The 25,061-nt window shown below is 34.2% G+C and carries 16 protein-coding genes; 2 read left to right on the forward strand and 14 right to left on the reverse strand.

The features are described from left to right. Positions 1 to 524: 524 nt before the first annotated feature. The 10 genes from gmd to H7K77_RS04790 form a co-directional block, all read right to left on the reverse strand. Complete coding sequence (gene gmd / locus H7K77_RS04745) at positions 525 to 1,562, reverse strand: GDP-mannose 4,6-dehydratase (protein WP_186576577.1); 1,038 nt, start codon at positions 1,560 to 1,562, stop codon at positions 525 to 527. 28 nt (positions 1,563 to 1,590) lie between these two features. Then, complete coding sequence (fcl, locus tag H7K77_RS04750) at positions 1,591 to 2,526, reverse strand: GDP-L-fucose synthase (RefSeq protein ID WP_186576578.1); 936 nt, start codon at positions 2,524 to 2,526, stop codon at positions 1,591 to 1,593. 661 nt (positions 2,527 to 3,187) lie between these two features. Continuing rightward, entirely contained in the window at positions 3,188 to 4,237 is a 1,050-nt protein-coding gene (locus H7K77_RS04755; protein WP_186576579.1) for an MraY family glycosyltransferase, read from the reverse strand. A gap of 791 nt (positions 4,238 to 5,028) precedes the next feature. Beyond that, positions 5,029 to 8,889 (reverse strand): PA14 domain-containing protein, encoded by a 3,861-nt coding sequence (locus tag H7K77_RS04760; RefSeq protein WP_186576580.1) that lies wholly within the window; start codon positions 8,887 to 8,889, stop codon positions 5,029 to 5,031. A gap of 233 nt (positions 8,890 to 9,122) precedes the next feature. Beyond that, on the reverse strand, positions 9,123 to 10,484 hold the full coding sequence (locus tag H7K77_RS04765) for a sugar phosphate nucleotidyltransferase (RefSeq protein WP_186576581.1): 1,362 nt from the start codon (positions 10,482 to 10,484) through the stop codon (positions 9,123 to 9,125). A gap of 22 nt (positions 10,485 to 10,506) precedes the next feature. Next, positions 10,507 to 11,631 (reverse strand): glycosyltransferase family 4 protein, encoded by a 1,125-nt coding sequence (locus H7K77_RS04770; protein ID WP_186576582.1) that lies wholly within the window; start codon positions 11,629 to 11,631, stop codon positions 10,507 to 10,509. Between the two features lie 46 nt (positions 11,632 to 11,677). Then, positions 11,678 to 12,403, reverse strand: a complete 726-nt coding sequence (locus tag H7K77_RS04775; RefSeq protein ID WP_186576583.1) for a glycosyltransferase family 2 protein — start codon at positions 12,401 to 12,403, stop codon at positions 11,678 to 11,680. A gap of 32 nt (positions 12,404 to 12,435) precedes the next feature. After that, positions 12,436 to 13,596: a glycosyltransferase gene (locus H7K77_RS04780; protein ID WP_186576584.1), complete on the reverse strand. Its 1,161-nt coding sequence runs from the start codon at positions 13,594 to 13,596 to the stop codon at positions 12,436 to 12,438. Positions 13,597 to 13,606: 10 nt separating this feature from the next. Then, complete coding sequence (locus H7K77_RS04785) at positions 13,607 to 14,947, reverse strand: flippase (protein WP_186576585.1); 1,341 nt, start codon at positions 14,945 to 14,947, stop codon at positions 13,607 to 13,609. 130 nt (positions 14,948 to 15,077) lie between these two features. Next, positions 15,078 to 15,851, reverse strand: coding sequence for a glycosyltransferase family 2 protein (locus H7K77_RS04790; RefSeq protein WP_407926414.1), 774 nt, complete (start codon positions 15,849 to 15,851; stop codon positions 15,078 to 15,080). Between the two features lie 281 nt (positions 15,852 to 16,132). Here H7K77_RS04790 and H7K77_RS04795 point away from each other — a divergent pair, with 281 nt between their 5' ends. Then, positions 16,133 to 17,440 (forward strand): O-antigen ligase family protein, encoded by a 1,308-nt coding sequence (locus H7K77_RS04795; protein WP_222599218.1) that lies wholly within the window; start codon positions 16,133 to 16,135, stop codon positions 17,438 to 17,440. A 67-nt stretch (positions 17,441 to 17,507) separates the two neighbouring features. Here H7K77_RS04795 and galU read toward each other — a convergent pair whose 3' ends face one another. After that, positions 17,508 to 18,380 carry a UTP--glucose-1-phosphate uridylyltransferase GalU gene (gene galU / locus H7K77_RS04800; RefSeq protein WP_186576588.1) on the reverse strand — a complete coding sequence of 291 codons (873 nt, stop codon included), beginning with the start codon at positions 18,378 to 18,380 and terminating at the stop codon, positions 17,508 to 17,510. Positions 18,381 to 18,611: 231 nt separating this feature from the next. Here galU and H7K77_RS04805 point away from each other — a divergent pair, with 231 nt between their 5' ends. After that, entirely contained in the window at positions 18,612 to 19,577 is a 966-nt protein-coding gene (locus H7K77_RS04805) for an LCP family glycopolymer transferase (RefSeq protein WP_328701031.1), read from the forward strand. 19 nt (positions 19,578 to 19,596) lie between these two features. On the opposite strand, the gene H7K77_RS04810 is transcribed toward H7K77_RS04805, so the two are convergent. The 3 genes from H7K77_RS04810 to H7K77_RS04820 all read right to left on the reverse strand — a co-directional run bounded on the left by H7K77_RS04810 (position 19,597) and on the right by H7K77_RS04820 (position 24,883). Next, a complete protein-coding gene (locus H7K77_RS04810) occupies positions 19,597 to 20,703 on the reverse strand; it encodes an MraY family glycosyltransferase (protein ID WP_186576589.1) in 1,107 nt (368 codons plus the stop codon). Positions 20,704 to 20,927: 224 nt separating this feature from the next. After that, complete coding sequence (locus H7K77_RS04815) at positions 20,928 to 24,017, reverse strand: efflux RND transporter permease subunit (RefSeq protein WP_186576590.1); 3,090 nt, start codon at positions 24,015 to 24,017, stop codon at positions 20,928 to 20,930. Further along, positions 24,014 to 24,883, reverse strand: coding sequence for an efflux RND transporter periplasmic adaptor subunit (locus H7K77_RS04820; protein WP_186576591.1), 870 nt, complete (start codon positions 24,881 to 24,883; stop codon positions 24,014 to 24,016). Before H7K77_RS04820 ends, H7K77_RS04815 begins: the two co-directional genes overlap by 4 nt. Between the last annotated feature and the right edge of the window lie 178 nt (positions 24,884 to 25,061).

Raw genomic sequence — 25,061 nt, forward strand, 5'->3', positions numbered from 1 at the left:
CTTACACTAATTGAGGACCCCTCTATTTCTAGTCTCTATAATTAGATACCTTAGATATTGAGGTACTTACCACAAAGACTATCTCTTTGAAAGGCAATTTGAAAAAGATACTAATAATCAAAAGGAAATACTACTTAAGTGAATTACTCAAAAAAAAGGATCGTAAGTGTGCTTCACCCCAAAAGTTAGAATAAAAATCTATTTTTTTGGGTGTTTATTTATGGCTAAATATAGCGAATTTAAGTTATTGACAGTAAGCGAATAGAAAGAAGGGTATGGGCATGCTTGCTAAGAATCAAGGGCATAAGAACCATTTCCCCCATTGAAACGTGGGTGAAACTTTATAAGAAATATGAAAACGAAGGTTTTATAAGAAGACGGCATAAGAAAGTTTATCCTGTTCAATCTCAAAAATTAGCTGGTATGATTCCAGTTAGTTACTGTATTCATACCAGCCAATTAGGTGCTTAATATAAAACTCTTACTCTTAGGGGCAACCACAAAGATAAGTACTCTTTTTTTCTTTAACTAAATTTTTTCAGATCAGATTCTACCATGATCTTTACTAATTCTTCAAATGATGTTTTAGTTGGGTTCCAACCAAGTAGTGTTCTTGCTTTCGTTGGGTCGCCTAATAACTGCTCTACTTCTGCAGGTCGGAAGTAATCCGGGTTGACTTCAACAACAACATCACCAGTAGATTTGTTTATACCTTTTTCATTTACACCTTCACCTTTCCACTCAATCTCTATCCCCGCATGTTTAAAGGCTAACGTAGCAAATTCTCGTACTGTATGCATCTCTCCAGTTGCAATCACAAAGTCTTCCGGTTTATCGTGCTGTAAAATTAACCACATACACTCAACATAATCTTTGGCGTAGCCCCAGTCACGTCTTGCGTCTAAGTTTCCTAATGATAATGTTTTCTGCATACCTTTAGCAATTCTAGCAGCAGCTAGCGTGATTTTTCTAGTAACAAATGTTTCGCCTCGACGCTCTGATTCATGATTAAAGAGGATACCATTTACAGCGTACATGTCATATGACTCACGATAGTTCTTTGTAATCCAAAACCCATACTGCTTTGCAACTGCGTAGGGTGACCTTGGATAAAATGGTGTAGTTTCTTTTTGTGGAACCTCTTGAACCTTACCATATAATTCAGAAGTTGAAGCCTGGTAAACTCTTGTTTTCTTTTCTAATCCAAGAATCCGAACGGCCTCTAATATTCTTAGTGTCCCTATACCATCAACATCCGCTACGTATTCAGGAACATCAAAAGAAACTTTCACATGTGACATTGCAGCTAAATTATATATCTCATCTGGTTGAATTTCATTAATTAAACGAATCATATTGGACGTATCAGTCAAGTCTCCTGAGTGAATATAGAAGTTTTCACTACTCTTTAATTCCTCAACATATAAATGTTCAATTCTCTCTGTATTAAAGGATGAGCTTCTACGAATAATACCGTGAACCTCATAACCCTTTTCTAATAATAGTTCTGCTAAAAATGATCCGTCTTGTCCAGTAACTCCTGTAACTAGTGCTTTTTTCATATTATCCTCCATAATAATTAATTATTTCCTATTGATCTGCTACATTATCTAGAAACCATTGATAGGCTTGATTTAAGCCTTGATCTAAAGATATCTTTGCTTCCCACCCTAAGCTATTTAACTTGGTAACGTCAACTAGTTTTCTTGGTGTTCCATCTGGCTTAGAAGTATTAAATTCAATATTACCTTCGAAGCCGACAACTTCTTTTACCTTTTCAGCCAACTCCTTAATTGAAATATCCTTCCCAACACCAACATTTACAAACTGGTTTCCTTCATATGTATTCATAAGGAAAATGGTTGCATCAGCCAGATCATCAGAGTACAAAAATTCTCTTCTTGGTGAACCTGTACCCCAAACTTCTACTGATGACTTATCATGCAATTTTGCTTCATGAAATTTTCTAATTAAAGCAGGTAATACGTGGGAAGACTCTAAGTCGAAATTATCATTAGGCCCGTATAAATTCGTCGGCATAACCGAAATATAATTTGTACCATATTGGCGGTTGTATGATTCACACATTTTGATACCTGCAATCTTTGCAATGGCATAAGGTTCATTAGTTGGCTCTAATACACCTGTTAACAAGGAATCCTCATTCATAGGTTGTGGTGCAAATTTAGGATATATACATGTACTACCAAGGAAAAGTAACTTTTTCACATTATTACGGTAAGCTGCGTCTATCACATTTGTTTGAATTAGTAAGTTGTCACGGATAAAATCTGCTGGGTATTCATTATTTGCTACGATTCCACCAACTTTTGCAGCAGCAAGGAAAACGTACTCTGGTTTTTCAGAAGAAAAAAAATCATCGACTTTTGTTTTATCCGTTAGATCAAGATCTTTACTAGTTCTATAAATTAAGTTTGTATAACCCTTTTCTTTCAAGTTTCTTACAATAGCTGATCCTACTAACCCTCTATGACCGGCTACATAGATTTTTGCGTTTAATTCCATTACTCATCCACCTTTTATAAAATATATCTTAAATTTATCTACTTATAAATTAAACATAACGATTAAACACTAAAAAAACAACATCAATAAAGAATATATAACTTACTATCAACAATTTCAATAGTTGTACCACATTAATTTCTTTAAATTAGTACCCCACTTATCTAAGAACTAAGGAATAATAGATTCCCTTTATAAAACTTGACCTTATTAAAGAATACATTACATCTATTCTAACTTCATAGAATTGAACAGGGAAAAAGATGAACTATCAGGTAATTGACTACAAGTAAGAGGTTAGATTCTTTGATTATAATCAAGTAAACTATCTATCTAATTGAAACTGTTTTAATTTGGGAGTGAAAATGAAAACTAGTGTGGAGTATATGAGATTAGTTGAAGAAAGGTCATAGAGTTCTAAAAAATTCCTAAATATATGAGAAACATCACTATATAAAACTGTCTCCTTTAGTTTTTAGTATTATATACATCCTGAGTATATCAGCTTATTTGGTGTGTATTTTTCTTCTGTTGTCACCTTTTGCTGCGGAGGATATTCTATTCTAATATCTACCTATTACACCAAAAAGAATAATGTCTTGGTATAGATAAAGACATAAAAAAAGGAACCCTATAAGGATTCTTTTTTTTAGTTAAGTACTTACTTCTTTGTACGTTGGGATTCAAAAAGCCTTAACAAAGGTCGGTAATTTTGGCCTATTAAACCTGTAACTTCAACAGTTAATTCAACGCAGATTAACAATGCAATTAATGTAATAGTAGATCCCCACATAGTTGCTCTCGTGAAAATAATAGCAGCTACACTAAATAAAGCACACATGGAATAAATAACCAAAACTGTTTGTCGATGTGAATATCCAAGTCTTAGTAAACAGTGATGCAAATGCAACTTATCAGGATCAGATATGGGAGTCTTATGGACAATCCTTCTAACTATAGCAAATACTGTATCCAAGATAGGTACACCTAAGATCAAAATAGGTATAGCTAAGGAGAACAGAGTAACATTCTTAAATAACCCCATGATAGAAAGTACACTTATCATGTATCCAAGAAACAATGCTCCTGTATCTCCCATAAATATTTTTGCAGGGTGGAAATTATAAAATAGGAATCCGATAGTACTTCCGAGTAAAATCAATCCTAGTAAAGCAACATAAGTATTCCCTAAAGATATCGCCATACCTGATATGGTTAATAGAGCAATAGAAGAAACACCCGCAGCAAGACCGTCTAATCCATCAATCAAATTTATAGCATTGGTAACCCCAACAATCCACAATATAGTAATTGGGATACTTAAAAAGCCTATATCAATTTTATCTCCAAATGGGATAGAAATAAAGTCAATTTGAACTCCACCAAAAACTGTTATAAGAGCTGCAATAAGCTGCCCAGTGAATTTAACCTTAGCTGACAATTGATACTTGTCATCTAAAGCACCAATCAAAGTTATTAAACTAGCTCCTAAAATAACTACCCAGTTTAATTCATTATTAGGAGAAGCAATTAAAAACCCAATCATAAAACTAATAAAAATAGCTAATCCCCCGAGTCTTGGCATTACTTTAGTGTGTACCTTCCGATGATCAGGTTGATCTGTTGCTCCTATTTTTATAGCAAATTTCTTTATTAGTGGCGTTATCATCACTGCAATAGCAAGACAAGCCACGAATAAAACATATTTCATGTGTATCCTCCTAGGTCTCTTTGAGTATTATAATTGAATAGTTGATTTTATTTGCACAAATATATAGACGAATTTCACACAATAAGGTTTCATATTGTGTCAAACTATTTTCAGATATTACTATAAAACATCTTTACCAATTATATAGAAAAGGATAATAAAATACAATATTATTTTTTTTACATCATTATACACATCACCAAATTTATTACCTAATTCCCAAAAATCACCTAAATTAGAATATTTTATATAAAGTCCAGGAATAAGTTATTTATCTTATTAATGTTTCATATAAATTTATATATTCTCTGGTAACTTGGTCTAACTTAAAAGAATTCACAGCTTTCTCACGAACTGGATAGATAAATCCAAATGTTGATCCTTTTCTTTCATCTCGGGTAGGACCTTAATGCAACGGATAAAACAACCTGTTTATTTAAAGGAATATCTAATTGCACTCAAATTTAATCTTTAACTGTAATTCAGGTCAACCATACAAGATAGAATACATTAGACAACAAAAATAGATAGTTTTGAAGTAGTACACCGGTTAAAGGATACATTTTTACTTTCTTTTCGTTCTTTTCCTGTACTTTTGAAAGTCCTCTTGTTTCCGTTTAAAATAATCATCAATAATTGCTAGACCCCATCCTAATAAGTGTAAATTACTGAACCTCTTGGCATTTTCTTAGTTTACCTCACTATTGTTGCTCATTAGGAATGATGCGTGGGTGTATCTATAAATAAAGACACTTGTCAATTTGCATTGACAAGTGCCTTTATTTATAGAGCTATTTAATTTGATTTACATAATCTACATGAACCCAGCCTGTTTTACCACTATAGGTAACTTTAAGCCAAGAACCACTCATCATAACATTATTATTAGAATCTAATAAAGCAGTTAATAATTGATTGTTTGATAGATTAGCCAGTGTTGAACTATCCGAATTTGGCTGTTCTCTTAGATTTAGATATGAATCAGATGAAACACTAACTTGATAAAGGTTCTTTAACTCAACATATGGAGAATATAACCATCCCTCTTGGTTGTCAACCTTTACTTTGTACCATCCGTCACTATTTCTTCCATATACAACTACTTTTTGATTCGTATTTAATGTTTTAATTAATGTAGTACTATCTACAGAAGGTTTACTACGAAAGTTAACACTAGAAGTAGTAAATCCTATAGTGCCATCTGGATAACTACTGATTGTCGTGTTACTTGGTAATTCAGTTTCTCCAGGTTGGGCTAGAAACTTCGGTTCATCAAACTGCATTGTGTAGTTGCTAATTAAGTTGTAAATCGATTGAATTCTACTAGTTTGACTAACCGCCCAACTTACATGCGTTGCATATTGATGCGTACCAGGGTTACTAGGATTCCACTTCATTTTATAAAGTGTATTTTGTCCAGCTTGAATATAATTAACAGAAACAAACTGGGCTCCTCCAATAATTGCTGCTTCAGGAGATGTCCATCCTTCTTTTAGAGCTTTTTGAGCTCCACATTCAGTTGGATAATCATCATATGCTCCAATTCCATACATGTTATACACCTTATTTGGAGAGATATCAACTTTTACTGGATTCCCATTACTATCTTTAACAATTGTGCCTTTATCACTACACTGATTCCATTGACTGACACCTTTTGCAAGAGTAGAACTTCCGTTACCCGTTTCATGTAAAGCATGAGCCATTAAGTAGACTTCATTTATACTATACTTCTTAGCTGCATTAATGAACGCCTGCGCTTTCCCAATAAAAATACCTTTATTATACAATATTTTACTATTTACCTCGTCTACATTTAAACCAGCGGGTTTTGAAAGCAGTAAAAACTGAAGGTAACTTTCTGTTCCCTTTTTAAAGTTAGATGGATTAGCATAATACTCTACTAACTCTCTCGTTGCAGGTATTGTACCAGCTCCGTCAGCCTTAGGTCCTCCATAATTCATCTGTCTATCTACCATTTGATCAAATGAATAATTGTATTGAGTTTGTGTATATATTTTTGTTGGACCTGGGTTATACTTTTCAAAGTCAAATTTCAATGATGCACTGCCAGTATTCTCATAATACTCAATGACCACTGTATGCGTACCCTTAGTTAAAGTAACATTATTTTGTGTTAATCTTAAAGAACCGTTACTCCAAGCATTAATTACAAGTTTACCGTCAACGTAGAGCTTTGCACCATCGTCAGCCCATACCTTCATTGTATAATCACCATCTTCAGTGATGTTGACTTTACCTTGGTATCTTCCTGAAAATCCATCTGCAGGAATAGTGACTTCTGGTGATGAATCTCCCCATTGAAAATCAATCTGTTCATAAGCAACAGGATAACCAGTCAAGAGCGGCGTACCACTCAAGTTTTTGTTAGAGTATAACTCCCCTATCCAACCATTAACTGGTATCGTTAAAGGTTCTAAGCTTAATGATATATTACTTAGACCAGTGTCTTCTCGATGTTCTACTTCAATCCAATGAATATTAGATCCATTTACATTGTTTACATTTACCTTGTAAACTTTGTCCTTGAAGCTTCCACCTGTCCAACGGTCTACAACTAATTTCCCATCCAGATAAACTCTTACGCCATCATCTCCACTTAGGTTTAATGTGTATGCACCTGCTGTAATTCTTTTAGCAGTTACATATTTACTAGAGTAATAGTCATTTTGAATACCCGTAATCGGAGACCCTGATCCACTATCTTCTAATAAAGCGCCATTTGCTCCTGGAGCAATAATTTTAGCATTTTCGGGGTTACCTTCTAGCTTATCATTATTGTAATAATACGCTAACCAACTACCGAATGGTACAACATCAGAATAGACAGTTGAATTTCTCACCCCATCATAGTATTCTGTACCAATTGTAACATTACCAGATAACGTTCCAAGAATAGCCCTGTTAACTTTCCCACTAGAGTTTGTCCATCTATCTACCTTGTACTTTCCATTCACCTTTACTCGAATACCATCATCTGCGAGTGTTTGAAGAAAGTATTCTTGTCCATCAAAAGTTCTTGATTGGTCAAAATAAGCGTAGAAATCGTCAACCGGGAAACCTTTCGGGCCATTATATCCCCATTGATAGTGGACTTGCTCTGTTACTTCGGAGTATGTCGGTTTCTCATCTATTTGAACATCAAACGCTGCCCTTCTAACATTATCATAATACTCCACTTTTATACGGTGCGTCCCTTTGCTTAGATATTGAAGACTTTCACCTCGATGACTGTAGGAATTATTTATCCACGAATCGATAATTAATTGGTCATCTACATATACCCGAATACCATCATCAGCAAAAGCCTTAAAATTTACAAATTTGCTATTATCTAATACTAATAGCTTTTGAAATTTTGCCGAGAACTTATCTTCAGGTATATTAACGACGGGCTTACTATTTCCCCAATCAAGGCTTAAATTTTCAGAATGATATTCAGCAAATTCAGGATCACCTGATAGTGAAGTGTTAGGATAGAACTCTGCGGTCCACTTATCCGCTGTCACTTCAACAGGCTTAAGATTAAACGCAAGTTTACTACTACCTGTATTCTCTCTATACTCTACTTTAATCCAATGAATGTTAGAACCGTTAATATCCTTGACATTAATTTTAAAGGATTCCTCTTTGTAACTACCTACGCTCCAGCGATCCACTACTTTTTTACCATCTAGATATACTCGAACTCCATCATCTGCTCCGACGCGTAAGATATAGTATCCAGAAGATAAGCGTTTTGCTGTAATATATTCACTAGAGAATTTATCCGAATTAATACCACTTAAAGGTGACCCTTTCCCATTATCTTCGCTAAGGGAATCCCGCTCCCCTTGTTGTAAAGTTTGGGCTTTAATCGGTCTTCCTTCTAACTTGTCATTGTTATAATAGTACCCAAGCCAATGACCAAACGGTACAATATCTGAGTAAATCGTAGCATTTCTCACACCGTCATAGTATTCTGTACCAACTGATACATGTCCAGATAATTTTCCAAGTATTGTTCGATTTACCTGTCCACTTGAGTTAGTCCATCTATCAACTTTATACTCACCATTAACTTTAACACGAATACCATCATCAGCTAATGTTTGTAAAAAATACTCTTGTCCATCAAAGTTTCTGGATTGGTCAAAGTAGGCATAAAAATTATCTACTGGAAATCCCGTTGGACTTTCATAACCCCAATGATAATGGACTTGTTCAGTAGTCTCTTTGTATGCAGCTTTTTCCCCTATGTCAACCCGAAATGCTGCTCTTCTAACATTATCGTAGTATTCAACTTTGACAGTATGAGTTCCCTGGCTTAAGAACATAACGTTTTCTCCACGAAGGCCATAGGAGTCATTCTTCCATGAATCAATTATTAGTTGATTATCAACATAAACCCTGATGCCATCATCTGCCCAAGCTTTGAAACTCATAAATTTGTCTTTTTCTATAACAAGATCTCTTTGAAATCTAGCAGTAAATCCATCTGCTTTAATATTAGCTGCAGGTGATTGATTTCCCCAATCAATCTCTAGATTACTAGTTTCAATTTGCATTGGAGATGATATCCCAGAAAATGTTAAGTTAGAGAAAAGTTCCCCAGACCAAGTACTAGTTGCTGCTTTTGATAAATTAGGCATCAACAATAGTAGAAAGATAGAAAATGGGATTAATACAATTAATCTATTTAGTTGTCTAATAGTAATTTAGAGTTCCTCCTCACACACACCTCATTTATATTACATTCTTATTATCAAGGATTTCTCCTAAAATGTTAATACTTTTTCGACATTTTTTTATAGTATATTTTGGGATATTGAATAATAATGCTGAAATCCACATAAAAATAGTACTTTATAGTCAAGTTTCCAAACTATAAAGTACTATTTATGCTATCCCAATTTTTATTCAAAACCACTTCGTCATTTTCCACCAAGTCTGTACCTGTTTGAATCTCAATTATTTCTAACTCATTTATTGCTCTAATTGTATGTTTAGTCCTCTTCGTAATTTCAACAACCTGACCCGGATTAATACCTTGTTTTACACCATTAACAATTATCTCTCCAGTTCCTTTAACAATGGTCCAGTTCTTACTTCGACGTTTATTATAGCTATAATTTAGATTTTTCCCACTATCTATAGTTAACTTTTTCGTGATCACTTCAATTCCATTATTATGATTGGCGTGATCTAATATTTTATAGGATCCCCATTGTGTCTCTTCATATTTCGGAATAATATTTTCCAACTTGTTAACGTATTGTTTTATGCGTTGACTATATGTTTTATCTGACACTAGAATCCCATCAGGGCTTACTGCTACGACAACATGATTAATTCCTAATACTGCAACGGGAATATCTAATTCGTTGATAACATGGTTATCCACTGATTCCTCATTAATTATTGCTTTTCCAATTACGTTAGAAGACATTTCTTCAGTCAATGTATTCCATGTACCAAGGTCCTTCCAATAGCCTTGGTAATCAATTGCGACTATTTTTTCAGTTGATTCTACCACCTCAAAATCAAAGCTATTTTTAGGTAATTGATCATACAACTCAATAAGACTATCGTAAGAGGTAGGGAAATTTTTTCTCTTTAATAAATTTAGAATGAAGCTTAATTTAAATGCAAAAATTCCACAATTCCATAGAGCGTTTTCTTTAATTAGTTCTGCTGCTGTTACTTCATCTGGCTTTTCTTTAAACCTAGCAACATTCAAGTATCCTTCCTTTGTATTACTCTCCGGAACAATATACCCATATTTTGCAGAAGGGTAAGTTGGTGTTACACCCATTAGAGCTAGGTCAGCAATTGATGTATGAATCACCTTTTCTAAGTCCTTAATTCGTTCAAAGAAACGATCCTCTACATAAGGATCAACAGGTAAGATTGATATTACCTCATCTTCCCTTACATCTAGTTCCGAATATAGATAGGAACAAGCCAGAGCAATTGCTGGAAATGTGTCTCGCCTCTCGGGCTCGATGACTAAAGGAACATCCTCTCCAAGTTGATTTTTCACTATATCAACCTGAGAATTACTTGTGGCAATAACCGTTGATTCAGCTAACTGCACTTTGTCTAATTGTGCCCAAACACGTTGTACCATTGAAATACGATTCTGGTTTTCGTCCTCCAAAATTTTAAGGAATTGCTTTGACCTTGCATCATTAGATAATGGCCAGAGACGTTTACCTGACCCACCAGAAAGTAAAATAAGTCTCATCTAATCCCACCCTTACTACTAATTAATTTAGTAACCTTTTGTACAACTGTTTAATTTTTTCGGATTCTATTTCCCAATTAAATGTATGTTGAATATATTCCCTTCCATTCTGACCCATTTCTTTAACCATGTTTCTATCTTTATACAATTGAACAATGTAACTTGCTATTTCTTCTGGATTAGCTGGATTCACAAAAAAACCTGATTTTGTATTCTCCAACTTATTTCTCCATGACTCAAAATCGCTAGCTATAAAAGGTAACCCAAACATTTGATACTCAAAAATTTTATTCGGACTCGTTTGTGAGTGATCACCAACATCTAGAATTGTAATTAAACCTATATGGGATTGAGCCATTAATTCAAAAGCATTCTTCTGTGGAAGGAACCCTTTATACTCTATCCATTTCCAACCATCAGATTTTGTTAACGCCTTATAGTAGTCCTCATTATCGAAAGATCCTACTAACGTGAAGGTAATATTACTTCCTTTTTCCATCTCATTGGCTAGGTGTACTGCATCCACCATCTCTTTAATACCTCTTGTTTTACTTAATGTACTTCCAACATAAATAACTCGGAAACCTTCTTGAGATGGAATGGCGCGGATAGACTTCATATTTTTAGAAACTGGTGCATTTTCAATAATAATTGCTTTTTTACCAATACGTTTTTTAACATTTGTTTGTGTAACGATGACTGCATTAAATACCTTGCCCGCCAATTTTTCCATTTGACTAATACTCGATGCGGCGATTTTTCTAATCGGACTTGGTATCCATTCTCTCATTAATAAACGTTTACTAAAGTCCTCATGCGTATCATATATAACCTTTTTCCCAAACATTTTTAATAAGAACCCGATTGGTAATGTATCAGGGTTATGTATGTGATATACATCCGCTTTAATTGATAACACCTTAAAGAACAACTTAAAAAGATTGATAAATCTGGAGGCCCTTTTTCTAAAGGTAGGAACCTCTACAAAGTTAATATCTAAATCTATCGTCTCATTTTTTGGATTTCTCGCATAATAAGTAACGTTAAATCCTAAAGAGAGTAGCGTAGATATTTCTTTTGTATATATTCTTACGTCATCAAACTTATGAACTGGTGCAACTACACAAACATGGCATGTTTTATCCATGAAAAAATCCCCTTTAAAACACACTATTTTTTAAGTAAAACATATTTCATTTCAATTTTTTTATTAATGAAATCGTTGTATTATAAAAGTTAAGAGGTGGGTATTTTTTAATGATTTTTTCTCTTTCTCTATATAAATTGTCCCTTTGTGTATCACTTAAGCCACCCTCTAAATATTCGCATATTGGTAAATCTATCTTCATAAAATGTAACTTACGTTTCATTTTTAAGCGCAAGATCATTTCAAAATCTGCTGCAATTTTATATTCAAGATCATACTTTTCTTGTTTATGTTTGTCTGATTTAAAAAATACTGCTTGGTGACATAGCGTTTTTCTACTAAGAAATAAGTAACTTAATTTATTAGGATACCTTCTAACCTGATTATTATAAATAATGTCTCCATAAACTACATCTGGAAGTGTATCTTGCCCCTTGGCAAAGGAAATAACTTTTTCAATGGTATCATTATTCAAAAACTCATCGCCCGAGTTCATAAAATTAACAAAACTACTAGAATCCGATACCATTGACAATCCTTTGTTCATTGCGTCATATATACCTTTGTCTGGTTCGCTAACCCAATGCGTTATATGATCAGAGTATTCTTCAATAATTTCTGCTGTACTATCTTTCGAAGCTCCATCTACTACAATATACTCAATATTCTCATACGTTTGGGACATAATACTCTTAATCGTCCCTTCGATTAATTCTTCGCTGTTGTAACAAACAGTAATTATACTTACCAATGGCTTTTCATTCATTTTCATTATTTAATCCCATCCAATTATGTTTAGCATGGTTATTCCATTGCCGCTTCAATATATTTTCTATACTTTTCCGCAATTACTGGCAGACTATACTGTCTTAATACATACTCTCTGCCTTTTCGCTTAATTTCCTGATATTTGTCTTCATCATATAATAATAATTCTATGGCGTTGGTTGTAGAAATGATATCTCTCTCATTGACTAGTATAGCTACTTCCTTTTCTCTAGCTAAATGTGTAATTCCCCCACTATTAGAAGACACAACCGGTAGTCCACTAGCCATTGCCTCCACATTAACAACTCCAAAGTATTCTTCCCATTTAGATGTTGAAACTGGGTGACCTACAAATAAATCTGCCTTCCTGTATAGTGCTGGCAGTTCGTGGTGAGGTATAGGGTCCAAAAATTCAATTTGATCCTCTAATCCTTCATCCTTGACCATATTTTCTAAAAATTTCTTTGATTCACCTGAACCAATAATTTTAAGTTTAACATTATCATCCATTTTCATTATTGGAGCTACAGCTTCAATTATATAATGGACACCTTTTTCCATAACAAGTCTAGCTACACAGAGTATCACTTTTTCTTTAGATTGCTTCTTCTTTACTTCTGCTGGAGAAAACAAATCAGTATCTACAGGGTGCCCTAATATTACAAACTGTTTAGAGATTTGTTCTTTTGACAGCCCTAAGTCCCTGAATCTTTCAGCTGCTTTAGGTGCAGTCAACCAGATAATACTTGATTGTTCTAAAGCTTTCACAACCTGTTTTCGCTTTAGTCTCCAATTTATCGAATTGGCTTGTCCCATTAATGTTAACGAAGAATCAAAAGCCAAGGGAATATCCCAACTTCTAGATAAGACTGCAGCTTGCATACCCTGATTATATACAGTTGGATCACACCCTAGAATAAAATCAAATTTATCCTTATATTTATTTAATATCTGTTTTTTAAATAATAATGGTTTTTTTAAAAAACTTGTTCGATTTATTACAGCTCTTGCATCGTAAGGAATAGTTATAATATTTAATTCGGAGTCTTCAAAAGTGTCACGATCATCCATCATAATTGTAAATTCCCAACCATAATTGTTTTGTAAATACTTATAAATTAATGCCATCGCTTCAAAAGCAGTCCCATTTGCTATTACTCCAGGACGATAAGATAGCACCTTTAATGGCTTTGTCATATAATACCACCTATTTACTAAATTTTTTTAGAATATAAAAAGTAAACAACGCTTTTGTTTGCATAATAAATATTGGCCTTACTTTAGAAAAGAAAACATGCATTAAATATGAGGCTACTGCCTGTGATATTAAAGTTGCATAGGCAGCACCAACAATACCATACTTAGGAATTAATATAGCATTAAGAACTAGGTTAATAACTGCCCCACCACTATTAGTAATAAAGGAATATTTAGTTAGGTTTTCATTAACAATGTAGGGATTCCTTGCCACGCCAAGAAAAACGAATACAGCTGACCAAATGTGTATAGACAAGACCTCTCCTGCACTGTGGTATTCTGAACCATATAGAAGACTTATTAACCAATCAGAAAGAAAAGTCATAGGTAATGCTATAAGAACTGCAGATAAGACAACTACTCTATATAGAAGTAAATTATAATAATTATATGCATCCTTGTTTTGACTATTTTTAGCGTTTGTTAAGTATGGTGCAACTGTTGTAACTAGAACAGTTGGAATAATATACCATGACTCTGACAATCTTAATGCAGCAGTGTATTGTCCGACTGCACTATCACCCAGAATTTGCCGAAGCATTATTTGGTCTGTTTTCATATAAATTGTGATTACTAAACCAGAGAATATTAATGGCCAGCTATCTTTTAAAAGTGAGATAGCCGTAATTTTACTATAAGACCACGCCTGAATATCCCCTGATTTTTTATACCAAATCACCAAAAATAGTGCGATTAAAATCATTTCTAACATAGTGACAATTGCAAAGAATGCCAAAGGTTGATTTAATACAATTCCCAAAATTTTTAATAGCGAAGTAAAGATGAAGGCAAAACCTCTAGAATAGGCAACATATTTAGAAATTACCTGTGATTGAAACCAAAAGTCAACTACATCTAAAGATTTAAATATCATACCGAAAGAAATTATCCCAATTAACCAGACTGTTACTTTCTCATCACTATGAACTATTAATCCTAGGGTAACAGATATAATAGCTACTGCAATTCCGCCTACTAATTTAAGTAGGAAGGCCGTCCCTAATATCTCATCCTTCTTTTCAGGAGAGCGTACTACATTCCTTACAACTATACCGTCTAATCCTAGAGTAGCAAACGACGAGAATATTAATACAAAAGCCTGAGCATATCCTAATAATCCATAGTCATCTGGACCTAAATATCTAGCTACCCAAATACCAACAAACAGCCCTACAATCATCCGTAGAACTCGTTCTAAAAACAGCCAACTCGTATTTGAAAGTATTTTTTTAAATGTTTGGTTAGAACTTAGTCTGTTTAATACCCTATAAAGGGAATTTTTTATATTCATTAAGATCAGCCTACTTATTATAGTATTATTACAGATTTTTATTTCTTGAATCTAGAAATTCACTGAAACTTTTTATTTTAATTTTTAATAGAATTTTCATGAAATATCCTAGAAAATAACTTTACTACCTTTATAGATACGTTTTTATAACAGCCCTTATAGCATAATTTGTAAAATACCACGAAGACTTAATAATCCCTAAACCCTCTATATTGCGATAAACAAACCAATTCTTCTTAGCAGCTTTTATTTTGTTACTTGATATAGAACCCGGAACAATTCTATATTGTGATAGTGATAGTTTTAAACCATATGCATTTATCCCTGCTTTTAATATTTTTAACCAAAGAGCAAAATCCTGTCGGGTCTTTATATTTGGCATCTTACAATCTTTAATTTTATCCCTATCTAGGATAACAGTTAAACATCCAATAGCCCCAGGACTCTTTAACAAATGTGTATAATCTACCTCTTTAACAGCGTGAACTGACTTACTGGTAAAATTGCCTGCAACATCCATAATTTCATAGCTTGTAAATGTAAAAGCATAGTCATTTGTTTGCATGAATTTTATCTGTTCACTTAGTTTATTTGGTTTCCATATGTCATCAGAATCTAAAAAGGCAATATATCTTCCTTTTGCTTTAGAAATAGCAGTATTTCTTGCAACCGCAGCTCCACTATTATTTTCTAATTTGATTAAATGAATTCTACCGTCTTTTTTACTGTACTTTTCAACGATTTTAACTGTATCGTCGCTTGAGCAATCATCTACTATGATCATTTCCCAATTACTGTACGATTGATTCAAAACACTTTTTATAGTTTCTCCTATAAATCTTGCTGAATTATAGGAAGGAGTTATTATTGTTACTAGCGATTCTTGACTATCCGAAATACTCATAATCATTCTCCTTCAAATTTGCTATAGTTTAATTTTATATTTTTATGTTATTATTTTTCAGTGAGACAATAATAACATGTGTACATTTTTACCCTTAATATTGTCTGAATAGATATTTTATGTCAAGATATGATTATTGTAATAAAAGGAAAGGATTGTTTTCTATGCCGTTCACCCATATAAAGAATAGCACAATAATTAACATACTAATTATAATACTACTATTCGCCCCAGCACCTGGTATTTTATTCGGTAGTGTAAGTATAAAATTAATCGATCTAATGGTGTTAGGATTAAGTTACTTGGTGTTATTTTACTTATATATAGTTAGTCGCAAAGAGTATCATAGCCCAAATATACTATTTTCAAAAGATAAAGTTTTGTTATTTTTTGGAAGTGCATCAATTAGTGTCATTCTATCTACTGTCTATGGTAGTTTCGCTTTCAAAGAAGAAACTTCCCTAACCGATGTTTATGAACTGTATCGCTACTTCTACTATGCTTCATTCTATTTAATTGCGGTTTATTTTGTTAAAGATGTAAAATCACTACTTAAATGTTTTATTATTTCAGTTTTTGTTGTTGAATTATTTGGGGTTCTACAATTTTATAATCTTTTTAATATCAATAATAATCTTGGGTTGCTATATACTCAAAATGAAAGTTTTCATCATATGATTCAAAATCAGCATCGTATTACTAGTACATTTAAAAATCCCAATTTATATGGTTCATTTTTGATAATTGTTATTAGTCTAACGTTATCTTTGATCGTTCTATTGAAAGAGAAAAGCAGAAGTCTAACTCTTTTATTATTTGCATTGCTTACATTAACATTACTTAATGTGTTTTTATCAACCTCAAGAACAACAATTATTACTTCATTTGGATTAATTTGTTATTCCGTATTTATGTTTCTGGTTACAAGAAAGGACACTTTCAAAGGATTGTTAACAAAATATATAATAATTTTTTGTGTATTTGTACTTCTTGCGGTATCCTTTGTCCCAAGTATTCCATATTTAAGTACAGCTGCAAATAGTATTGTGTCAACTTTTGAAAAATACACTCAAAGTGAAGATTCAGCAAACAATAATAAAAATAGAAAAACAAAAGATGAAAAAGACAATTCCTCAGATACAGAGAGTGATGAGGAAGAAAATACTGTTAATAAAGTAAAAGAGTCATTAGAAACGGTTGACAGTTTTAATAATAGATATGGAGCATGGGAAGTTAATTTGAACTACTTTGAAAAATCACCAATTATTGGAGCAGGTCCCATGAAGAATGGTTATCCCCTTGCAGATAATGCTTATATTTATTTATTAGCTAGATATGGTGTAGTAGGCTTTTTGATATATATTTCCTTTATACTGATCATTTATATAAAAACTTTGATCACAATTTTCAAAAAAAATAGAAGTACAGTAGAATTAGTTACTTCAAGTACTGTAAATATTATATTGGTAGCCTACCTAGTTATTGGTTTTGTATCTGAAGTGTGGCTTAATATTCAATCAATGATATTTTTATTCATACTATTAGGCATACTGAATAACAAAAAGGTACACCAACATTTCAAACTATAATAATTTTAGAAGAAGCTACATTCCATTTTAGATTGAATGGAATGTAGCTTCTTTTTAACAGGTATTGTTAAAACTGTTTTTCTTTCAAAAACTCTATTAGTTCTTCTTTTAAGTCCTCTCGCTGAAGTGCAAAATCGACAGTGGCCTTTATGAAACCAAGCTTATTACCAATATCATATCTTTTACCAGTAAAGTTGTAAGCATACACATTTTGACTTTCATTAAGCTTTTCTATTGCATCCGTTAATTGTATCTCTCCACCTTTTCCAGGCTCTAATTTCTCTAAAATATTAAATATTTCTGGAGTTAAAATATATCTTCCCATGACTGCATAATTTGATGGAGCTTCTTCCTTTGATGGCTTCTCTACTAAAGATTTAACCTTAATAGTATTATTGACAATCTCAAATTTTTCATCTGGTGCAATTACACCATAACTTGATACCAAATCTTCTGGAACCTGCTGAACACCTACTACTGATGCTTCTTTTTGGTTATAAATTTTTATTAACTGCTCTAAACAAGGTTCATCAGATTGAACAATATCATCACCCAACAAAACAGCAAATGGCTCATTTCCAATAAATCGGTTGGCACAATAAATGGCATGCCCTAACCCCTTGGGCTCTTTTTGTCGTATGTAGTGAATATTGGCTAGTGAAGAGATTTGTTTAACTTCACTAAGAATATCTGCTTTTTCCTTCTTCGCTAATGTCTCTTCTAGCTCATAAGAAGTGTCAAAATGATCTTCTATAGCTCTTTTCCCTCTTCCTGAAACAATAATGATATCTTCTATTCCAGATGCAACAGCTTCCTCAACTATATATTGTATCGTTGGCTTATCCACTATGGGTAACATCTCTTTTGGCTGAGCCTTAGTGGCTGGTAAAAATCTTGTGCCTAAACCAGCAGCGGGAATTATCGCCTTTCTAATATTCATAAAATTACTCTCCTTATATCGAAAATATATTTATGCATTTAATGTTGTTAAAATATTTTCAGTAAATCCTTAGCGACAATATTTTATCATACACTTTAGTTTACTTACAATTATATGAAGATCAACCACTTTAATATTTCGACAAATTGTTTTCAGGAAATAGTTTATAGTGTATAATACTTTTTTAGAGGATTTTGCATCAATTTTCTGAAAATAAGGGGATATTTAATTGTGAAACGAAAAGAATTAAAAAAGAAGATTAAGCGAAAAGGCTTACTTAAAAAAGTCATTATTTCTTTTTTTCTATTAGTTGTCATACTGCTTGGGGGCGGAGGATACCTATATTTCCAAGCATATAAAGCTACAAGTGCATCTTTTGATGACCTTGGTGGAAGAGAAAAGTCTGATTTAAGAGTTGAAACAGTGTCGATTGATAAAGATCCTATTTCTGTCTTGCTTCTTGGAATTGAAGATTATTCTTCTGGTGGAAGTAACGGAAGATCGGATTCCATTATAGTTTTAACATTTAACCAAGAACAAAAGTCTCTAAAAATGTTGAGTATACCACGAGACTCTTTCGTAACGATTGCGGGTAGAGGAATAGAAGATAAGATAAACCATTCCTACGCATTTGGTGGACCGGAAATGACAATCGAGACCGTTGAAGATTTATTAAATATCCCTATCGATTATTATGCCACAGTTAACTTTGAAGGATTCAAAAATGTGGTAGACATAGTTGGAGGTGTAACTGTAGATGTTCCTTTTGATTTCTCAGAAGACAGTGATGACCATACAGGGAAGTTGTATTATACCGAAGGAGAAATGCTTTTAAACGGTAAAGAGGCACTTGGCTATGCTAGAATGAGAAAACAAGATCCTCTTGGCGATATTGGCAGAGGGGACCGGCAAAAACAAGTAGTAAAAGCAGTTATTGATAAGCTAACATCCGCTAGCACTGTATTTAAAATTGATGACCTTTCTGATGAATATGGTGAAAATGTGATTTCTAACATGAAACTAAAAGAAATTTTCAACTTCTATAAAGAATATAAGGATTTTAATACGTCAAATATTGAACAACTAAAAATTGAGGGTTCAAATGGCAATATAGATGGAATTTACTACTATATGCTTGACGAACAATCTTTAACCAATATTAGTAATACATTAAGAGAACATCTTGAATTACCATAAATCAGTAAAAAATTCCTCTTTAAGACGAAGAGGAATTTTTTACTTTCGTTTTGTTACTTTTCACCTTCTTGTAAACCTTCTTACTATACCTCAGAACAGGCCTTCTTCCTTTTCCTACGACACCAACCATCTCTGCAAAAAGGTGGAGTAAGATTAACATTAAGAAAGAAATTACTAGTGATAAACTTAATGATGCATTTGAAAACAAAATCGCTAACACTCCAAAGATACCACTAAATCCATATAGAATTAGAACAGTATTTCGGTGGCTAAAACCAGCAGCTAATAGTTGATGGTGTATATGATTCTTATCAGGCATCATTATCCCTTCACCGTTTAGCATTCTTCTTACAATCGAGAATAATGTATCAAAAATTGGTAATGCTAAAACAATTATAGGTATTACGAAACTGAATAACGTTACATTTTTAAATAAACCCAGTATCGAGATAACAGAAATCATATAGCCCAAGAACATCGATCCCGTATCACCCATATAAATGGTAGCGGGATTAAAGTTATGAAAGAGGAATCCAATATTACTCGCTATCAATACCACACATAGATAGATAACCAAGAGCCGATGGTCAGCTATAGCCATAAACAGAATACTTGATAACGCAATGGTGGAGACCCCAGATGCCAGCCCATCTAAACCATCAATTAAATTGATAGCATTTGATATCCCAATTACCCAAACAATGGTAAGCATAATCCCAAAGGTCTCATTTAATTCTACAAGTCCAAATAAAGGAATTGTAATTCTTTCTATGGTAATACCAGCAAAAATAATAACTAAAGACGCTGCTAGCTGTCCTCCTAGTTTTAGGACTGGTCTAATTTGATACTTATCATCTAAAATGCCCGTCAAAATTATAATAACTGCACCAATACTTATAGAAACAAAACTTTCGTGCTGTGGACTTAAGTATAGTAGTCCCATAAAGGTTCCTAAGAAAATTGCCAATCCACCTAATCTTGGCGTAATTTCTTTATGAACCTTCCGGTGATCCGGTACATCCATAGCTCCAATCTTCAGTGCTAGTTTTTTTACTGGATAAACAAGTAATACTGTGGACACTAAAGATATAATGAATGCTAATAATAGTTCTGTTATACTAATCATAATATCCCTGCTTTTAATTAATTATTTCCTTCTTACTATTTGTCTTATCTCCAATAGTATGTCAATTAAATCCTTCCAACTATTTTCAAAAATTTCCACTCTATTCGCTAGTTTAACATTTGTCATTAAAAATTCATATTTATATTTATTAATTTTGCTTTTTTTTTATTAAGAATTTCAACTGAGAAAAGCACTCCAATTATTTTGGAGTGCTTTTTTACAAATCACATTTCCTCTGTTTTAGCTTTCTTCCTGCCAAACAACCCTTTAATCTTAACCGACAAATCATCAAAGTAAGTATATACCACAGGAATCAATAATAAGGTAAACAAGCTAGATACACCCAATCCAAAAATAACTGTAATCGCTAGTGGTTGTTGTGTTTCCGCTCCTTCTCCCCATCCAAGTGCTAATGGGACCATACCTAGAATCGTTGTTAGGGTTGTCATTAGAATTGGACGCATTCTGCTGACTCCGGCCTCTAGGATTGCTTCATATCGACTTGCACCGCGCTCCCTTACAATATTGATGTAGTCGACGAGTACAATCGCATTATTAACAACTATACCGGCGAGCATGATGACCCCAATGAAGGCCGTAATACTCAGCGGCTTCCCTGTAATGAATAATCCTCCCAATACCCCGATTACGGTTGCAGGCATTGAGAACATAATAATTAGTGGGAATAAGAAATTTTCAAACTGAACAGCCATTACCGCGTAAACAAGGAATATTGACAAGACAAGTGCGACCGCTAAATCGGCAAATGCTTCTGCCATGTCTTCTGCTTCGCCACCGATCGTAAAATTATATCCCTCTGGGAAATGCATGTTATCTAATGCTGCTTTTACATCTGTTGTCACACTCCCAAGGTCTCTGTTCATAATATCTGATGTTACATTCACTTGCCTTTGTTGGTTCTCTCTAGCAAGATTTGCTGGGCTTTGTATTTGTTCAAAGTCAGCAATAGTTGATAAGGGAATCATCGTACCTTGCTGTGTTTGAATCACCATATTTTCAAGATCACTAATTGTTGTTCGTTCCCCTTCAGGATATTGCAGTCTTACATTCATATCGTCGCCGTTCTCACGATATTGCATAACTGTTTGACCCGTGAAACCAAGCTGAACTTGGCTCATTACATCCTGATAGGTTAATCCATATTGTGCTGCTACTTCACGATCAACTAGCACGTTCATCTCAGGACGAGTTTCTGACACAGAAGACGTTGGGTTATAAATGCCATCCACTTGAGAAATCGTATAGATTACTTGATCAGCTAATTCACGTAACACATCATGATCAGAACCATTAACTTGAATTTGCACTGGGTTACCTGACCCCATTGCACCTGCACCCATTGCACTTACAGTAATTTCAGCACCAACGATTGTTTTCAAATCGTCGTTAATGTCTTGCATTATTTGCTCGGTCGTTCCGTTACGATCTTCTTGTGCGACAAGTTGCAATGTATAGGAAACCTGATTAGAGCCGCCACCCATCACAGCTGCTTCGGCACTGCCACCACTAATGGTGACATAGTTCATATCAATGACATCTTCATATGCTTCAAGCTTCTGATTAACTTGTTGCGCTACTTCTTCCGTCTTTTCCTTTTTCGTTCCAACTGGTGTTTCTACTGTAATACTTATTTGCCCTTGATCTCCTTGAGGAATAAACTCTGTACCAATGAACGGGATCAAGAACAGGCTAGCTATAATTAAGATCAACGTACCAAAGATTGTCGTTTTTCTAAATTTTAATACCTTTTTCAGTACTCTTTCATATCCACCATTAAACTTGTTAAGTAGCTGGTCAAACCAATACCTTCTCCCGTTATCCTCCATTGCTTTCGATAACAATTTTGACGATAGCATTGGAATTAACGTAATAGACACTACTAGCGACGCAATAAGCGAAAATGCCACTGTAAGAGCGAGTGGTGTGAATAGCTCTGATGCAATTCCTTCAACAAAAACAATCGGCAAAAATACGACTAGTGTTGTTGTAGTTGATGCGATAACAGCTGGCGCTAATTCAGAGGCACCCTTTTTCGCTGATTCGACCATGCTAAATCCGCGCTGCCTGTAGGCTACGATATTTTCTAAAATAACAATCGAACTGTCGACCATCATTCCAAGCCCTAATGCAAGGCCACCCATTGTTAATACGTTTAAGGTTTCTCCTGTAAAATAAAGCAAGGTAAATGTAGCGATAATTGCAATCGGAATCGAGATCCCAACCACAATCGTTGCGCGAATACTTTTTAAAAATAACAGGAGGATTAATAGTGCAAATACGCCTCCAACAACCATATTTTGAATAACAGATGAAATGGAAGATTTAATAAAGGTTGACGTATCTACCACAACATCCATCTCAACGTCGGCTGGTAGCTCCCCTTTTAGCTCATCAATTGCATTAATGATATTATCTGAAACTTCAACTGTGTTTCCATCTGATTGCTTCATAACAGATAGAACTACAGAAGGTTTTCCATTTACCAATGAAGTTCCTTTTTCATCGTATGTATCCTTAACGGTTGCTACATCTTCCACATGAATAGTAGCTCCTTGTGGCGTTGTTAGAATAGTTTCGCTTATATCTTCTACTGATTTGTAGTCGCCATTGATTCTAATTTGCAGTTCTTTATCCCCTTTGGCAATCGTACCAGCTGAAGCAGATTGATTGGCACCACTCAACGCTTGCATGATTATCTGCGGATTCAATCCATACTGAGCTAATTTAGCTCGATCCAACTCGAGTTCAATGACACGTTCCTTACCACCTTCGACTGTTACAGATGCTACGCCACCTTGACGTTCAAAATAAGGAACGACCTTTTCCTCAGCAAGTGCTTGTAACTTAACCGTATCTTCACCAGTTAGTCCAACCCACATTATCGGCATTTGATTTGGATTAAAACGTAATACACTCGGGTCTTGCGCTGTTTCTGGTAACATACCTTTAACTTGATCGACACTTTCCCGAACTTCAAGGAGTGCGTTATCTAAATCAACACCTGTATTAAACATTAAAATAACAAGTGATGAACCTGATTGTGATTGCGATTGAATCGTCTCCACACCCTCAATCGAGCTTAGAGCTGATTCAATTGGTACACTTACTTGCTTTTCTACCTCTTGTGGTGCTGCATCAGGATAACTGGTTGCGACAACCGCTATTGGTAGATCAATTTCCGGGAAGAGGTCGATGGCTAAACTCCGAACGGAAATAAAACCTAGTGCAATGATCGATAATACGATCATAATGACTCCAACTGGTCGTTTGACGGATGTTTCTACTAGCTTCACTTACTCTCCTCCTCCATGATGCTAATTTTACTGCCATCTGTAAGAGTAAGCTGCCCACTTACTACAACTTGATCACCCTCTGATATTTCTCCTTCTACTGCTGTTAAATCAGTTTGCATTTCAATTGGCTTAACCGCCACTTTGGATACCTTGTCATCTTTCACCACATAAACGAAGGATTCCTCATCATCTTCCACCAATGCACTAGTTGGAATTAATAAGGTATCTTTCACAACATTTTCAGGAACTTTAATTTCTGCCGTCATTCCTGGTTTAATTTTTCCATCTGAATTGGGTAGTGTTAGTTCCACTGGATAGAGACCTGTTTCTCCTGCAACGGATGCTACGTAATTAATGTTTGCAGTAAATTCACCTTCTATATTCGCGAATTGCACTGTTGCCTCTTCTTTCCCTTCAAACAAATCTAAATTTTCAGCAGTTACTTGCACTTGAATTAAAATTTCATTCAAATTAGCAATAATGGCAAATGGTTCAGTGTTTGAAACGACACTACCTTCTGCACCATTAATAGTTGTAATGACACCCTCAGTGGGAGCTTCAATAGTAAACGTCCCTCTTCCATCCGCTCTTTGGATCTTAGCAAGGATTTCTCCTTCTTCCACCTGGTCCCCTTTTGTAACTTCTAATGTGTCTAGTTCGCCAGCTACCGGTAGCATAACTGGTGTTGTTGATTCAGGTAAGCTTCTTCCATAGAACTGCTTCTCAATGACCAAATCTTCTTTTGTCACATCTTCAACCTCGACAGGTGTTACTTGATCTGCTGGTTTTTCACTTTTTTCATTTTCCTCCGTACAAGCCACTAGAAACAACAGGATTGCTAGTGGTAACAAATACAATTTTTTCATGTATCCTATCCCCCAATAAATTTTTTCCTATGTATATTTTGATAATCTATTTCTATTCTTGCCATGCTTTACTACTACGATTCAATAAAGTGAAAGGTTTCACTGCTATTTAGTATACAATGAAATGATATGAAATGGAAAAGGGAACCCTTGTGCTATGACAAGAGTTCCCTTTTTT

This window comes from Aquibacillus kalidii (assembly GCF_014280935.1).
GTDB classification, from domain to species: Bacteria; Bacillota; Bacilli; order Bacillales; family Amphibacillaceae; genus Aquibacillus_D; species Aquibacillus_D kalidii.